Below are 14611 nucleotides of genomic sequence, written 5' to 3'. Positions count from 1 at the left end.
CATGAGCGCCAGCGGCGCCGCCCATGCCCACACCCGCTCTCTGCGGGTAGTGACCTACAACATCCACAAAGGCGTGCAAGGCGTCTGGCCCTCTCAGCGGCTGGAAATCCACAACCTCCAGCACGCCATCGCCAGCCTGCACGCAGACGTGGTGTGTCTGCAAGAAGTGCGCAAGCTCAACCGCAAAGCCGAGCGGCGCTTTGCCAGCTGGCCCCGCCAGCCACAAGCCGAATACCTGGCCCCGGCGGGCTACCAGTCGGTTTACATGACCAACGCCGTCACCGCCCACGGCGAACACGGCAACGCCATGCTCTCGCGCTGGCCCGTGCTAAGCCACCAGCACCAGGACATTTCAGACCACCGCTTCGAGCAGCGCGGCCTGCTGCACTCGGTCATTGACGTGCAGGGCCACCACGTCCACGTCATCGTTGTTCACCTGGGCCTGCTCGGCGCCAGCCGCGTGCGCCAGGCGCGCCAGCTGCAACAGTTCATTGCACGCCAGGTGCCTGCCAGCGTGCCCTTGCTGGTTGCGGGCGACTTCAACGACTGGAGCCAGAAACTGCAAGCCATCCTGGCCCAGTCCGGCCTGCACAACACCCCCGGCTGCCCCACCTTCCCCTCGCGCCTGCCCCTGGCGCAGCTGGACCACGTCTACGCACGCGGCCTGCACTGCGCCCGCCAGTTCGTGCCCCAACACGCGCACGGGCACGCGGGCAGCCACAACTGGCCCAGCCTATCCGACCATTTGCCACTGGTAGCTGAATTCGTGCTGCCCTGAAGCGCCTGTTCAAATCCATCTGTGGGCGCGAAAGCGCAAGCCGGATGCAACCCGGGCTTGCTGCATCCGCTCTATTTTTGGGAGCAAATAAAGGGCCTCGAAAACGCTTCCATCGCACAGTTTGACGGGCTTTGTTGCTATCAAAAAAGCAACAAAACAAATCATCACTTCCAGCGCAGAAGCAGCAACCAAACCCGCTTCACAAGCCATCCGCAATCAGCGCCTGAACGCCTGTTACACCAGCCCATTGCCAGCATTCACCCGCTCGAATAGCTTGCGCTTGGGCACTAAACCAACCGCTCCATTCAATCTGGTAGCCAAAATCAAAATAAGCACCCAATAATCGCTCCGGTTCATCCATTTAAAAACGGATGGGCGATTTTCTCCTGTAAAGTCTGAAATAGCCGCTTGCGCATATCGGCCTTCAAAGCCAGATCAGCCAAAAAATCCTGTAACCTGATCTGTTGCAGGTTAATCAGCGAAAGCGCCAGCCTGTCTGCCCATCGCGCACAAAATTCTTCCAAAATATCTTTTGCCAAATTATCGTGCCCCGGCTGGTCGGCGTTCAAAACCTAACCTGTAAATCCAGGCCCACGCCTTGCGACGCGCCGCAGATGTCTTTGCCCAAAATGCTGCAAACAAATGACAGCAGCGCATTCACTCCGCCTCTGGTCGGACAGCAGTTGTTCCCATCAAAAGAAAAACTGCTTTTCCCGCTCAAAAGCAACCCGAATACGCCGAAATAATTCGCTGATTCGTCACCCTCAATACTGCGAACTATGCCTAGTTTCGCTGCGCTCTTCAACTGCCGCAGTTAACTATTTAAATAATCCACCGAACTTTGAATCGTCGCATTTTCGCCTTCATAGCAATTTGCCACTGTAACACCCGCTTGCCCGTCTGAATCTGCCCGCCTGAATCTTTGCCGCAATGACGTTTGCGCACAATCGGCATCGGATTTTGCTCCAACACTCGATACTGCGCCTGGCGCAGCAGCGCATTGCCGCCCCGCTACCCCTAAAACCACCTAAAATGACATTCGTATTCTGTAAAAAAATAATAAATTTGCATTATTTTAGCCGCTGGCGCAACGATGATACCAGAACATACCCAAAACAAAAAATATGTCCGCTGGAATGCACCGGCAACTGCGCCTCCATCTTAGACTCCTGCTTCACCACTACCGTTTTCCGCTCCTTATGCAGATAACTACCTTTAGTGATAATATGCAGAGTGTTTTGGAGTTTGCCCATGAATAAAAGCCGCTTGGATCCTTGTTGTATTTTTTGGATCGATAGAATTAGTCACTTGAATACATGGGTAGATTGGTTACTCTTTATTATTCTCATCCTCCAATTGTAGCTTTGTTACCTCTAAAAGATTCTCAATGCCAGACTCTGAAATATATGCCACCATATTGTTGCTATAACGTTCCTTTGCATCCTGTAATAATTTTTCCGCTCCTCTTGTTAACCCTTGCCCCCCATAAGAAGATGCCCTTTTATTTTTGGGCTCTTTGGAATATCAGAGACAAATTTCCTCATTACAGGACTAGTTATCTTTCCAGAATGAGTCTTGACATCAATTCTTGTCAAAATCTTTTGACTCGCATCTTCTAATGGATTAGAAAATTTAGATCTATCTCCTTCCGATATTTCAATCATCTCTTTAAAATTTCCCTCCGTATGATGTACACAAAGATCAATTCCATTATCTGCAGTATTAGTTGTTGAGTAGCGTTCAAAATCAACCAAAGAACGATCAAGCTGCCCCATGCTTGATATCAGGCCGGTTATTATCATTTCGCCTTTTTTGCCTTGACCACACATTTCCCTACCCCACTATTAGCAATACATTAGGATTATCTTTATATTCATCGCGCTTCAGAATTAGTAACTTCAACACATTAACCAAAACGCCAAGCGAAAGTATCTTTTCCTCTACTATCTTACTATCAATAATTTTTTTATCAATTTCCTCGCTCGCCCTAATACACTCGGGAATCAAAACATATTTAATAATATCATTGATATTATCTTCTTCGATATAATCTATTGAAACTCGATCAGAGAACCCTTTGGCCTCAGGGATCTCTTTTGCATTCAAATATTCTTGTAATTTTTCATGGATTTCTTCTTTTAGATAAGCTCGCTCTAAGGTTTCCGAGGTATCATCATAATGATTATTATCTTGATACTTTATTAGAAATAAATTCTTTGACATTGAGAAAACTCCTAAATAAAATAATAAAGTAGAATAAGTGTTCTATCTCTAGTCACTCTCAGAACAACTCCTCTACATACCCCCACCATCCTACCCTATTTCCTCAACAATTCTGGCTGACAAATTTCTGCCAACCAATAGGCCTTGCAGCGTTTACCGCAGTTCGGCGACGGGTTTTAGCCGCTGTTCAGGCGTTCGCGCGCGGCAGCAATGTTAGCAGATGTTTTGACTCGCAATCGTCTGAAAACGCGATGGGGACGCAGTGGCGAGTTTGCTTATGCCATGACGCATCTTCGCTGGCTATTTCCTGTCATTTCTTGCAAGCACAAGCTCTGGACGCAGAACTAGATTTCGCCCATCGGATCGGCTTCAGGCTTGCCGGCTTGCATTTCACCGGTTGCCTTCGCTTCCAGTTCCACCCAGTCCAGCACGCTGCCGAATACCCAGCTTCTCCGCTAACACATGCACTGCCCGCTCAAAGCGCACGTCCTTGCACGTTTCCTGCTCGCCCGAATCCACCCACATTCGTGCAACGCTTTACCCTGTGCGGTCAAATAGTTCTCCGCCCATGCCTGCTCGTTATGAATCAACGCACATTGATGCAGGCAGAAGATGTAGTGTTGCAGGGCAGAAAAGGGAATCAGGTGCGTATCCTGAATTGCCCTTTGGCTTTCGGTTGAAAATACGGCCATTTCTTTGAACATTTTAGAGGCCGTCGATTTGTTGCGAAACCAAGTCTTCAAGGTTTTTCGGTTCGTAGCTGCTATCTTCATCCTCTTTCAGACTGCCGTGCACTTTGGTGGAAGAGTATTGCCCTGCTTTGCAGTTATGTTCCAACCAAATGAGTTTCATCACTTCCACGTTGCCTTCGGGGCAGGCAGATGATGCGTCGCCCTCAAAGAGTTTGGTTAATACGGTTTTGATTTTTTCGGCATCGTCATCTGAAAAACCGGTGCGCTTGGCAAATTGCGGCGACTTGGCGTCAAAAGCGATATGCACACCGTGATCAACGCGGTGTTTCATGCCCATGGTGTCGGAGCTTTTTTCGTGCCGTCGTCTTCGCCGCCGAATGCGAAGACTTGTACGAAGAAGTGCACGTCCAGCCATTTTCCGCAGGCTTGTTGGCTATGTCGTCTTTGTTGGCTTTTTGGGGCATTAAACGCGTTCGCGCCCAAGCCGGCATTTTTGTCTTTTGCGCGGTTGGCAAGGCTGGTTATGCCGTTTATTTTTTTCGTTCGATGGCACATCGCCGTTGCCTTGCTGGCAGCCGTGGATTTTGCGTTTCAGGCACGCTTCGGTCATTTTGCTAAGGCCTTGAAAATTGGCACGCGGGCGGTGGCCATTTAAAAACCTGTTCACAACCTGTCCGGGGGCAGCAAGCGTGAAATCGGAAGGCCTGCGACGTTGCAAATCCTCACCGGGTTGCATGACCCATCTTCGGTTTGCGCCTTGTAGCCCATCCTGATCATCTCTTTCTTCTTTGGAAAAGAGCGTGTGATGCCTGGCAGGCGGGCCGTCCGCAGTACATTCCAGCCCCTGCGAACGCAATCCAAGCGAAAGATCTCCATGACAGACCACCTGCCGGAAGGCAAGCTGCCCGATTCCATCGCGTCCATCATTGAGGACATGCCCCTTGTCATCTCCAAGATCAGCGCGGGGCAGCTCATGAACCTGGCCCGCGAAGAGGGCTATTCCTGCTCCCTTGACGAAGACGGCGACCTGCTCTGGAAGATGGACGGCTACACCACCTACCTGTTCATATCCAAAAGCGGGCGCATCATCACTTTTCAGACGGGCTTTCAGTGCGGCGACGAAGACGAGGCCGCGCTGCTTCAGCGCATCAACCAGTGGCATCGCGGTATCCGCTTCGCGCGCACCTACTACGAAAAGCGCCCCGAAAACGCTGATCTGCTCAAGCTGGAGCTGGACATTGATCTGACCGGCGGCGTGACCAAGGAGCGTCTGATCGACTTTCTGATCACCTGCCGCGACATGTTCGGCAAGTGGCGCGCCGAAGTGCTCGATTGACTCAGCATCTTTTGCTGCAAGGAAAAGGCCAGTCTCTTTGCGGAGGCTGGCCTTTTTGTCTGGCATCCGTCCGCGCGACGCAGGTGCGGACCACGGCGGGTAGAACGCATCAATAAAAAGAGCAAATTCAAGGGAAAGAAATGCCGTTTTGCGCAGATTCCACTAGGACATCATGCTATGAATAAAAGAGCGCCATGAGGCTGCTTTTTTACCTCTCCTGGAGGGGCCGCGAACGGTTTTCGAGAGAAGCGGGCATGAAAAAAACCGGCTGGCGCATGGCGCGCAGCCGGTTTCCGGGGGCCTGCCGCGTTACTCGCTGGCGGGAGCTGATGCCGCAGCCGGTTGGGCAGGCTGCTCGATGCGCTCGACCTTCGTGCGAATGCCGCCGCCCTTGGCCGGGGTGACGGGCACGGAGCCTGCGGCGCGGCGCGCGCTCCTTTTGCCGCGCACGGCTGTACTGCGGCGAGCGGTTCTCTTTTTGCCTGCCTTGGCGCGCGGGGCGCTGGCTGAAGAGGATTTGTCCCAGGTGTCGATTTCCTTGCCGCAGTCGGGGTCGGCCACGCCAAAGCTCATGGTGGCGCCAGCGCCGAACTTGCGCGGCACGGTGTCGTGCAAGGGCAGCGACATGTCCACGGGCGGGTTGGGCGATTCGGAAATGATCTGGCCTTTGGCGTTGCGCACGATGTAGCAAGAAGCCTGGGCGGAGATGGAGGCCAGGGCGGCAGCGCCTGCAACGAGGGCGATGGCGAAGGCTTTGGATTTTTTCATGCGGGTCTTTCGCGGCTGAACGGGTTGGAGTTACAAAGTTTACAAGAGCGGCATGTTTGCCGCGCCTGCGCTGGCTGTCAAGCGTGGCGGCGCAAAGCGGCCTGGCCCAGGGCGGGCTGATGTGGCGCATAACCCACGCTGGGCTGCCGGAGCTTGCCCGCGCGCCTGCGGTTTGACTGCTGGGCGCTCATGACCAGCATGGCTTGGCTGCTCAGCCAATGCTTGAAGAGGGCATGAAAAAACCGGCGCGAGACCGGTTTTCTTTATGCAGGAAGATGGCTCTTATTCGTCGGCCATCTGGCGCTCGCGTTCAGCCTCAAAGGCTTCGCGCAAGGCGGCCTTCTCAGCGGCGGGCGGCGCGCCGTAGTACACGGGGCGGACCTTGGCGGGTTTGCCGTTCGCAAAGTTGGCATGCAGGCCATAGGCTTTGGTTTCGCCCAGCAGGAAGAAGAAGGTGTTCGGGCAGTTGTGCTGCTCGCATACGGAGCCTTGCCAGTAGCGCTTGCCATTGATGAGGGCTTCTTCAGCGGGCGAGGTGGGGCCTTCGCCTTTGCGGATCCAGGCGGGCGCACCTTTGCGGCTGGCAGTCATGCGTGCCCATGCCTTTTTGGCGGGCTGATCTTCCAGCAGGTTGTAAAGGTAGGGGCCTTCAGGCTCAGCGGCGGCTGGCTCGGCAGCCGGCTCTGGCGCGCTTTGCGTCTGGGCTGGCTGCGGTTCTGGCTGGGGCGCCGGGGCTTTTTCAGCCGATCCGAAGCAGCCTGACAGCAGGGCGATGGCGGCAACGCAGGCCGAGAGAGTGGCGAGGCGGATTTTCATGAGGTGATGCCTTTCATGAAGTTGAAGAAAGCGCGAGTGTAGGCCGGACAGGCTGGAAAAAGCTGTTTCGCAGCGGGAGAAAGAGAAACGAATTCAGGCGCAGCAATACGCAAAGGCCCCAAGTTTTATCGGCTCCCAAAGTTTGAGATGGAAAGATATGAGGTTGATGTGTTCGGGAGAAAAACCCGCCGCTCTGACGAATCACCCTCTGTGTGGAGCGTGTGCTGCGGCTGACGCTGTTATTCGTCTCCAGAATTCATTCATATGCACGCATGCAGCCGTTTTTTTCCTGATGGGAGATGCCAAACCCTGCGGCTCCGGAGTCTGTTCTCCGCCTGAGCGCAAATGCGGAAAGAACGGGTTAGACGTGGCTGCTCGCAAGCAGGATTGGCGCTTCTTTATTCATAGCGTCATGTCCTAGTGAAACCAGCGCGAAGCGGCATTTAAGCTCCTTGAATTCGCTCCTGTTTTTGATGTACCAGGGCGAGCAGCCAAAGCGCCCAGCAAAAAAGTGCCCAATAAAAGCGAAGATTCGCCCAATAGTCCGCCAGCGCCCGTGAATCGGGAGCTGGCGGCTATTAAAAAAGGAAGCAAAATCGCGCCCTTTTTTTGTTTTGCCCTTTTTCATCCACCGCTTCCTGAGCCGACATGAACGACGCCAGCCGCCTTCTTGAAATCACCCCCCGCGCGGGCACGCTGCAAATTGACAACTGGGCTGAGTGGTGGAGCGCGTTTGCCCAGCGCACCACCTGGCTGGATGCGCTGGCGCTGGCTTTGGGCGCTTTGCTGGCCTGGCTGCTGGTGCGCTGGCTGGGCGCGTGGGCTGCCCGCGTGGCCGGGCAGCTGCGGGCCGCGCGCCATGAGGCCGATGGCGCAGGCAGTGGCGCGGCGGGCCAGTCGCGGCTGTCGGTGCTGTTTGGCACGCGGCAGGTTGACGGGGCGCTGTTTCCGCTGTTCTGGCTGGGGCTGACGTATCTGGAGCGCATGGCGCTGCTGCACTGGGTGGGGCACGCGCCGCTGCTGCGGCTGGCGCTGCCCGCGCTGACGGCGCTGCTGCTCATTCGCAGCGTGGCGACGGTGCTGCGGGCGGCGCTGCCGGGCGTGGCGGCAGTGCGGCTGCTGGAGCGCACGGTGTCATGGGCGGCGTGGATGGGCATGCTGCTGTGGGTCAGCGGCGTGCTGCCAGCGGTAATGCGGCAGCTGGACACCATCACCTGGAAGATGGGCGGCACGCAAATGTCGGTGACCGATCTGATTGAGGGCGCGCTCACCGCCGGGGCGCTGATGCTGCTGGCGCTGTGGGCGTCTTCGTATCTGGAAGAGCGCCTGCTGCGCCGGGCCACGGGCGCGACGCTGTCGGTGCGCAAGGCGGTGGCCAAGGCCACGCGGGCATTCATGCTGTTTCTCGGGCTAATGCTGGGGCTTTCGGCCGTGGGCATCGACCTGACGGCGCTGTCGGTGCTGGGCGGCGCCATGGGCGTGGGCATCGGCTTCGGGCTGCAAAAGCTGGCGGCCAGTTACATCAGCGGCTTTTTGGTGCTGGCCGAGCGCAGCCTGCGCATAGGCGATCTGGTGCGCGTGGGCGGCTTTGAAGGCAGCATTGCCGACATTCGCACGCGCTACACCGTGATTCGCGCCGCCAACGGCTCCGAGGCGCTGGTGCCCAACGAAACACTGATGACCAGCACGGTGGAAAACCTGTCGTTTTCAGACTCGCGCCTGAACCAGAGCACAACCATCACCGTGGGCTACGACAGCGACGCCGCCCAGGTGCAGCGCCTGCTGGAGCAGGCCGCACTGCAATGTTCGCGCGTGCTGCGCCAGCCTGCGCCAGCCGCGCTGCTGAACAACTTTGGCGCCGACGGGCTGGAGTTCACCCTGAGCTACTGGCTGGGCGACCCTGAAAACGGCGGCCTGGGCGGCGTGCGCTCGCAAGTGAACCTGGCCATTCTGGATGCCCTGCGCGGCGCGGGCGTGGACATTCCCTACCCGCAGCGGGTGCTGCACATCAACCCGCCCGAAAGCGCCAGTGCTGCCGTTGCCGGCGCTGGCGCCAAACAGGCTCCAGGAGCCGGCCCGCAGACCATCCATGAAGGTGGGCAGGGCACGGCCGCCAGCGCTGAAGCAGGCATGCGCTAATGCGAAGGCAGCGCCTGATTAGCTCCTCTTTCAATAGCATGAAGTCCTAGAATAAAGGGCGCGAAGGCGGTTTTTCCGCCCTTCAGATTCGCTCTTGTTTTTAATGAATTGAGCGCTTCTTGGAAAGCCTTGTTCCGAGGAACAGAAGGGTATCCAGGCCGGGCATGCGAAGGAGCGGCTTCTACAATCCGCCGCCTATGTCCAAAGCACTCCTGACCACTGTCTTGCTGGCTGCTGCGCCAGCCTTTGTTTCTGTTTCCGCGCTCGCGCAGGCCGTGGCTGGGCAGGCCGCGCCTGTGGAAGCTGCCGCGCCGCAGCCGGGCGTGAAGGAGAGCGGGCAGCGCGTGGAGCATTTGCGCGTGGAAGACGGCGGCAGCCGCATTGACGAGGTGCGCGTGGGCGGGCAAACGCGCAGCATTTCCGTGCAGCCGAAGGTGACGCAGCTGCCTGCCTATGACGTGCGGCCCGCCCGCCAGGGGCAGCAGCAGGGCGATCGCGTGTGGAAGATTGGCAATTTCTGATCTGCGCGGCGCATGGCTGTCTTTACCCCGGTTCCTGAAACCGATGCCGCGCCGCTGTTCAAGGCGCTGGGCCTGGGCCGCCTCAAAGCGCTGCGGGGCATTGAGGGCGGCATCGAAAACACCAATTTCTTTGCCACGACCGAACGCGATGGCGCAGAGCATGAATGGGTGCTGACGCTGTTCGAGCGGCTGACGCACGCGCAGCTGCCGTTTTATTTGCACCTGATGAAGCACCTGGCGCAGCGCGGCATTCCCGTGCCCGAGCCGCAAGCCAAGCCCGAAGGCATGCGCCGCCGCCCCGGCGAAGACGAGCTGCTGCACACCTTGCGCGGCAAGCCGGCGGCCATCGTGAACCGCCTGCGCGGCAAGAGCGTGCTGGCGCCCGCGCCCGCGCACTGCGCCGCCGTGGGCGGCATGCTGGCGCGCATGCATCTGGCCGGGCGCGACTACGGGCGCAGCCAGCCCAATTTGCGCGGCCTGCCCTGGTGGAATGAAACCGTGCCGGTGGTGCTGCCGCATCTGGCCGCAGGCGAAGCTGCGCTGCTGCAAGCCGAGCTGGCGTATCAGAACCACGTGGCCGCCAGCAGCGCCTGGGCTGCTTTGCCGCGCGGGCCGGTGCACGCCGATCTGTTCCGCGACAACGTGATGTTTGACGATGAAGCGGGCGCGCCGGATGCGCCGCGCCTGACGGGCTTTTTCGACTTCTACTTTGCGGGCGTGGACGCCTGGCTGTTCGATTTGGCGGTGACGCTCAACGACTGGGCCACTGATTTGCCCACGGGCGCGCTGGATTTGCCGCGCGCACGCGCGCTGGTGGCGGCCTACCAGGCCGAGCGCGCGCTCACGCAGGCCGAGCGCGATCTGCTGCCCGCCATGCTGCGCGCGGGAGCGCTGCGCTTTTGGCTCTCGCGCCTGTGGGACTGGCACTTGCCCCGGCAGGCCAGCTTGCTCAAGCCGCACGATCCCACGCATTTCGAGCGCGTGCTGCGCCAGCGGCTGGCGCAGCCGCTCACGATGGCGGCGCTTGAATCATGAAACTGCGTATTGCTGCGGCCCGCGAGGGCATTGACTGGCTACGCAGCGGCGCGCGCGCCTTTGCCCGCCAGCCCGTGGCGCTCATCGGGCTGCCGCTCATGCTGGCGGCGCTGCTGGCTTTTGTGGGCATGCTGCCGCTGGCCGGCCCGCTGCTGGCGCTGGCGCTGCTGCCGGCCGGCACGGTGGGCTTGATGGAGGCCGCACGGCAAGCCACGCAGGGGCGCTTTCCGTCGCCCGCCGTGCTGCTGACGGCGCTGCGCACCGCGCCGCAAGGCGCGCGGCAAATACTGCTGCTGGGCCTGCTGTATGCCCTGTGCGGCGCGGCAGCGGAAGGGCTGGCCTGGCTGCTGCTGGGTGCGCCGCCCGACATGACCGCGCTAGTGAACCTGTCGCAAGAGAAGCTGGCCGACCCTGCCACGCTGGAGCAGGCGCACGCCGCCATGCGCTACAACCTGGGCCATCTGCTGCTTTTCGCGCCGCTTTCGCTGGCCTTCTGGCATGCCCCGGCGCTCACGCACTGGCACGGCGTGCCGCCCGTCAAAAGCCTGTTTTTCAGCGCGGTGGCCGTGCTGCGCAACTGGCGCGCCTTCACCCTTTATGGCCTGGCGGCAGCGGCCCTGATGGCCAGCGCCACCCTGGCGCTGACCTTGCTGGTGCTGCTGCTGGGCGCGCCCGCGCTGGCGGCGCACGGCGTGGCGTTGCTGGGGCTGGTGATGGCGGCCATCTTCTCCGCCTCGGTGTGGTTCAGCTTCTGCGGCTGCTTCGAGGACACACCGCCGGAGCAAAGCTGAGAGCCTGTTGGCGATTTGTTTCCGGGAGCGAAAAACGCGGTCTCGGGCGGTCTGCTGCGTTGCAAGTCTTTGCTTCGCCGGATCACAAGGCAGTCTGTCTGCGGTTTGTGCTTTGTGGCCCATCCCGATCCGCGCTTAGCCCCTCACGGCCAGATGGCAAACAGGTTCAGGGCACATGGCATGTTTTTGCTCCTCTATCCATAGCAATATATCCTAGTGCAGACTGCGCAGAACGTACATTCCTGCCTCTTGAATTCGCTCCTCTTTTTGATGCATCCTGGCCGCTGCGTCAGGCCCCGGCGCGAAACCGGTGCGCGGGGCGGACTGTGAACCGGTTCTTACAATCGGCGCATCTCTCACTCCTCTGGAAGCATCCGCATGTCCCTGTTCTCCGCTGTCCAACTGGCTCCGCGCGACCCCATCCTGGGTCTGAACGAGCAATTCGCCGCTGACACCCACCCCGCCAAGGCCAACTTGGGCGTTGGCGTTTACTTTGACGACAGCGGCAAGCTGCCCCTGCTGCAATGCGTGCAGGCAGCCGAGCAGGCGCTGATGAGCAAGCAGGCCCCGCGCGGCTATCTGCCCATTGACGGCCTGACGGCCTATGACAGCGCCGTCAAGGCGCTTGTTTTCGGCGCGCAGGCTCCCGCCGTGCAGGATGGCCGCGTGGCCACCGTGCAAACGCTGGGCGGCACCGGCGCGCTGAAAATCGGGGCGGACTTTCTCAGGCAGCTCACGCCTTCGGCCAAGGTGCTGGTTTCCAACCCCAGCTGGGACAACCACAAGGCCCTCTTTTCCCGCGCTGGCTTTGAAGTTGCCGCCTACCGTTATTACGACGCCGCCCGGCGCGGCGTGGACTTTGAGGGCATGCTGGCCGATCTGAACGCCGCCGCCGCAGGCGACATCGTTGTGCTGCACGCCTGCTGCCACAACCCCACGGGTTATGACCTCAGCGCCGCGCAGTGGGATCAGGTCATTGCCGCCGTCAAGGCCAAGGGCCTCACCGCCTTTCTCGATATGGCCTACCAGGGCTTTGGCCAGGGCTTGGCGGAAGACGGCGCCGTCATCGGCAAATTTGCGGCCGCTGGCCTGAGCTTTTTCGTCTCCACTTCTTTCAGCAAGAGCTTCAGTCTCTACGGCGAGCGCGTGGGCGCTCTCTCCGTGGTGTGCGAAAGCAAGGATGAAGCCGCCCGCGTGCTCAGCCAGCTCAAGCTCACCATCCGCACCAATTACAGCAACCCGCCCACGCATGGCGCCGCCGTGGTTTCCGCCGTGCTGAACACCCCCGAATGGCGCACCTTGTGGGAAAAAGAGCTGGGCGAAATGCGCACGCGCATCAAGGCCATGCGCCAGGCGCTGGCCGATGGCCTGAAAGCTGCGGGCGTCACGCAAGACATGAGCTTCATCGTCAATCAGGTTGGCATGTTCAGCTATTCCGGCCTGTCAAAAGAGCAAATGCAGCGCCTGCGCAGCGAATTTGGCGTTTACGGCACCGATTCGGGCCGCCTGTGCGTGGCCGCGCTCAACAGCCGCAATATTGACCATGTTTGCCAGGCTATTGCGGCAGTTATGAAATAGTCATTTTGTCCTCTCGCGGCCTGACCGCATCCGGCAAAAACGGCGCTGCAAAGCGCCGTTTGCATTCGGGCATACGCGTTCCCATGCCCCCGGCATGAAAAAGGCGGCAGGCCAAATACCTGCCGCCTTCGTGTTTTTCTGAAATGGTCTTCAGGCCATTATTGCAAATCAGCCAATGGTCAGCTGCCCTGGCAGTTTGGCATATTGTTTGTCGCCGACATCGAAACCATCTGAAATATTAAACAAGCGATAGCATGTGTTGTAATCATCGCCATTCAGGTTGCGCGCCAGACTGATTGCAAAATCTTCAACCGAAGCAGCTTGCCCGCCCAATGTGGTAGCCAGCGCCCGTAAATCCGGGTTGCGCTCGCCAGCTTTCGCGGTTTGATCAAGCAGGGTTTTCATTTCGCTGCTGGTATAAGTCAGCGTAACAGTCTGGCCCGCCTTGACGGGGCCGCTGGTGGCTTTGTTCAAATCCCCTGTTTGCGCAACATTCAGCAGCTGGGCACTGTTTTCATCTACCTTCACGGTGTAGGAATAACGCCTCTCCGAGACCACTTCCTTGCCGCTGGCATCAAATTTCTGCGTGACGGTCATGGGTACATTGCCCGAATATTGAAGGGTGACCGTGCCTTGTGCCGTACCATCCGGGAATTTCGTGATGACGGTATTGCCAGTATTTTTGGCGCCTTCCAGGCCAAGATTGACCGGTCCCAGCTTGATATCCAGCTTTGATTGCGAACTGAAATCGAGTTTCTCGATTGTCTTTACGCTCGAGATACCCGTTCCATTGTTTTCCGGCATATTGCCGTTGGCAAGAAAGTCATTATAGGCGGCCTTTCCTTCCGGGGTGGACAGATCGAATTCAGCGGTTTTCAAATGCGCAGTTTCCAGCTTGTCATTGCGCCCCAGCATGATGCTGGCCATTTCAAAATCAACGCCCACGCCGTTATACGCGTTAATGGCCTCTTTCGGGCCTGCCGTCACGCGCACCTTGTTGGTATCGGTTTTCTCCACCAGCAGGCTGACGCCGCTTTCATCCGTGATTTTGGTCTGTGTGGCCAAATGCTTGAAAGTCGCCTTGAATTCATTGGTGGAATACGAAGAACCGTCCATTTTGACCACGGTTCCGGTCGGCATGGAATCAGGCGAAAACGGGCTGACGGTGCGCGGCGCCGTGCTTTTGGCGGCCTGCTCCGGCATGGACACTTCAAAACTGCTCTTGATGCCGCTGGTATGCCCCGCGCTGAGGCCGACATGGCCACCGCTGGCGCCGCCCTGCAAACTCACGGACACATCGCCAGACGAAGTGAAGGTGGTGACGCCGTTTTTGGTGTTCAGGCCGCTGACCACCGTGGCATTGGTATTCACGCCAAAGCTGATGCCATAGCCCTTTGAAGTTTTGACGCTCTCCGTAAAGCCCGTGCCAGCCGAAACGCTGAATGTGCCTTTGCTGGGGTCCACAGACGCATCCAGGCTGCGTGACGAAGAGGATGAGCTTTCGCTGCCGTCCAGATTCGTGGTCTTGGTGGTGTCCGTCTGTTTGCCGCCAACTGAAACCTTGCCATCGGTATCCCCGCCGACATGGGTGTTGGTCTTGCTGGTTTTTTCTGTTGTAGCGCCGCCCTGCGGCACGCCAGGAGCGGAAGCAGACTGGTCGTCATTCATCGTCACGCTGCCCTTGCCCGGCTGGGCTGCTTTTGACTGTTTTTCGGGGATGTTCAGAACATCGCCCGGATAGAGCGCATCGGGATTGCTGATTTGCGGATTTTTCGCGATGAGGTCCTGCGTGCTCACGCCCTGCTTGCTGGCAATGCCGCCAATCGTGTCGCCATGCTGGACGGTGTAGGTTTTTTGCTCCTGCGGCGGCTGCACTCGCGGCAACAGGCTAGCGTTCAAGGGGGCAATGCTCATGGCTGAATCTCCTTTGGGTG

The 14611-nt window shown here is 58.6% G+C and carries 20 protein-coding genes; 7 read left to right on the top strand and 13 right to left on the bottom strand.

What is annotated here, in order from left to right; all coding sequences use genetic code 11:
- The first annotated feature begins 1 nt into the window (after window position 1).
- Window positions 2-778 carry an endonuclease/exonuclease/phosphatase family protein gene (locus ADJ79_RS11090; protein ID WP_050716018.1) on the top strand — a complete coding sequence of 259 codons (777 nt, stop codon included), beginning with the start codon at window positions 2-4 and terminating at the stop codon, window positions 776-778.
- A 199-nt stretch (window positions 779-977) separates the two neighbouring features.
- Here ADJ79_RS11090 and ADJ79_RS14530 read toward each other — a convergent pair whose 3' ends face one another.
- From ADJ79_RS14530 to ADJ79_RS15260, 8 genes are all read right to left on the bottom strand, one after another.
- Window positions 978-1139 carry a hypothetical protein gene (locus tag ADJ79_RS14530; RefSeq protein WP_156304169.1) on the bottom strand — a complete coding sequence of 54 codons (162 nt, stop codon included), beginning with the start codon at window positions 1137-1139 and terminating at the stop codon, window positions 978-980.
- On the bottom strand, window positions 1132-1347 hold the full coding sequence (locus ADJ79_RS15285) for a CRISPR-associated endonuclease Cas1 (protein WP_216597123.1): 216 nt from the start codon (window positions 1345-1347) through the stop codon (window positions 1132-1134). The genes ADJ79_RS14530 and ADJ79_RS15285 overlap by 8 nt, the downstream gene beginning before the upstream one ends.
- Window positions 1344-1583, bottom strand: coding sequence for a CRISPR-associated endonuclease Cas1 (locus tag ADJ79_RS15735; protein WP_216597122.1), 240 nt, complete (start codon window positions 1581-1583; stop codon window positions 1344-1346). The genes ADJ79_RS15285 and ADJ79_RS15735 overlap by 4 nt, the downstream gene beginning before the upstream one ends.
- 265 nt (window positions 1584-1848) lie before the next feature.
- Entirely contained in the window at window positions 1849-2031 is a 183-nt protein-coding gene (locus ADJ79_RS15730) for a CRISPR-associated endonuclease Cas1 (protein WP_216597121.1), read from the bottom strand.
- A 216-nt stretch (window positions 2032-2247) separates the two neighbouring features.
- On the bottom strand, window positions 2248-2553 hold the full coding sequence (locus tag ADJ79_RS14525; RefSeq protein WP_156304168.1) for a hypothetical protein: 306 nt from the start codon (window positions 2551-2553) through the stop codon (window positions 2248-2250).
- 58 nt (window positions 2554-2611) lie between these two features.
- On the bottom strand, window positions 2612-3001 hold the full coding sequence (locus ADJ79_RS14520; protein ID WP_156304167.1) for a hypothetical protein: 390 nt from the start codon (window positions 2999-3001) through the stop codon (window positions 2612-2614).
- A gap of 705 nt (window positions 3002-3706) precedes the next feature.
- Window positions 3707-4030: a type I CRISPR-associated protein Cas7 gene (locus ADJ79_RS15265; protein WP_216597119.1), complete on the bottom strand. Its 324-nt coding sequence runs from the start codon at window positions 4028-4030 to the stop codon at window positions 3707-3709.
- A complete protein-coding gene (locus ADJ79_RS15260) occupies window positions 4021-4248 on the bottom strand; it encodes a hypothetical protein (protein WP_216597118.1) in 228 nt (75 codons plus the stop codon). The genes ADJ79_RS15265 and ADJ79_RS15260 overlap by 10 nt, the downstream gene beginning before the upstream one ends.
- 319 nt (window positions 4249-4567) lie before the next feature.
- Between ADJ79_RS15260 and ADJ79_RS11065 the strand changes: the two genes are divergently transcribed.
- Window positions 4568-5029 (top strand): YbjN domain-containing protein, encoded by a 462-nt coding sequence (locus ADJ79_RS11065; protein ID WP_050716015.1) that lies wholly within the window; start codon window positions 4568-4570, stop codon window positions 5027-5029.
- Between the two features lie 309 nt (window positions 5030-5338).
- Here ADJ79_RS11065 and ADJ79_RS11060 read toward each other — a convergent pair whose 3' ends face one another.
- The 4 genes from ADJ79_RS11060 to ADJ79_RS14515 form a co-directional block, all read right to left on the bottom strand.
- Entirely contained in the window at window positions 5339-5797 is a 459-nt protein-coding gene (locus ADJ79_RS11060; RefSeq protein WP_050716014.1) for a hypothetical protein, read from the bottom strand.
- Between the two features lie 77 nt (window positions 5798-5874).
- Window positions 5875-5997, bottom strand: coding sequence for a hypothetical protein (locus ADJ79_RS15595; RefSeq protein ID WP_256381496.1), 123 nt, complete (start codon window positions 5995-5997; stop codon window positions 5875-5877).
- An 82-nt stretch (window positions 5998-6079) separates the two neighbouring features.
- On the bottom strand, window positions 6080-6613 hold the full coding sequence (locus ADJ79_RS11055; protein ID WP_050716013.1) for an Ivy family c-type lysozyme inhibitor: 534 nt from the start codon (window positions 6611-6613) through the stop codon (window positions 6080-6082).
- A gap of 361 nt (window positions 6614-6974) precedes the next feature.
- Window positions 6975-7241 carry a hypothetical protein gene (locus ADJ79_RS14515; protein ID WP_156304166.1) on the bottom strand — a complete coding sequence of 89 codons (267 nt, stop codon included), beginning with the start codon at window positions 7239-7241 and terminating at the stop codon, window positions 6975-6977.
- 20 nt (window positions 7242-7261) lie between these two features.
- On the opposite strand from ADJ79_RS14515, the gene ADJ79_RS11050 reads away from it, so the two are divergent.
- The 5 genes from ADJ79_RS11050 (at window position 7262) to ADJ79_RS11030 (ending at window position 12677) form a co-directional block, all read left to right on the top strand.
- Window positions 7262-8752, top strand: coding sequence for a mechanosensitive ion channel family protein (locus tag ADJ79_RS11050; RefSeq protein WP_082203272.1), 1491 nt, complete (start codon window positions 7262-7264; stop codon window positions 8750-8752).
- Window positions 8753-8949: 197 nt separating this feature from the next.
- A complete protein-coding gene (locus ADJ79_RS15255) occupies window positions 8950-9273 on the top strand; it encodes a hypothetical protein (RefSeq protein ID WP_050716012.1) in 324 nt (107 codons plus the stop codon).
- Between the two features lie 12 nt (window positions 9274-9285).
- Window positions 9286-10308, top strand: a complete 1023-nt coding sequence (locus ADJ79_RS11040) for a homoserine kinase (RefSeq protein ID WP_050716011.1) — start codon at window positions 9286-9288, stop codon at window positions 10306-10308.
- On the top strand, window positions 10305-11099 hold the full coding sequence (locus tag ADJ79_RS11035) for a BPSS1780 family membrane protein (RefSeq protein WP_050716010.1): 795 nt from the start codon (window positions 10305-10307) through the stop codon (window positions 11097-11099). The genes ADJ79_RS11040 and ADJ79_RS11035 overlap by 4 nt, the downstream gene beginning before the upstream one ends.
- A 378-nt stretch (window positions 11100-11477) precedes the next feature.
- A complete protein-coding gene (locus ADJ79_RS11030; protein WP_050716009.1) occupies window positions 11478-12677 on the top strand; it encodes an amino acid aminotransferase in 1200 nt (399 codons plus the stop codon).
- A 168-nt stretch (window positions 12678-12845) separates the two neighbouring features.
- Here the strand turns inward: ADJ79_RS11030 and ADJ79_RS11025 are convergent, their stop codons facing one another.
- Window positions 12846-14591, bottom strand: a complete 1746-nt coding sequence (locus ADJ79_RS11025) for a LysM domain-containing protein (protein WP_050716008.1) — start codon at window positions 14589-14591, stop codon at window positions 12846-12848.
- Window positions 14592-14611 lie beyond the last annotated feature (20 nt).

It is taken from the genome of Ottowia sp. oral taxon 894 (genome assembly GCF_001262075.1).
GTDB classification, from domain to species: domain Bacteria; phylum Pseudomonadota; class Gammaproteobacteria; order Burkholderiales; family Burkholderiaceae_C; genus Ottowia; species Ottowia massiliensis.
Note: the sequence above shows the minus strand (reverse complement) of the source record. Positions and strands in the feature narration are given on the sequence as shown.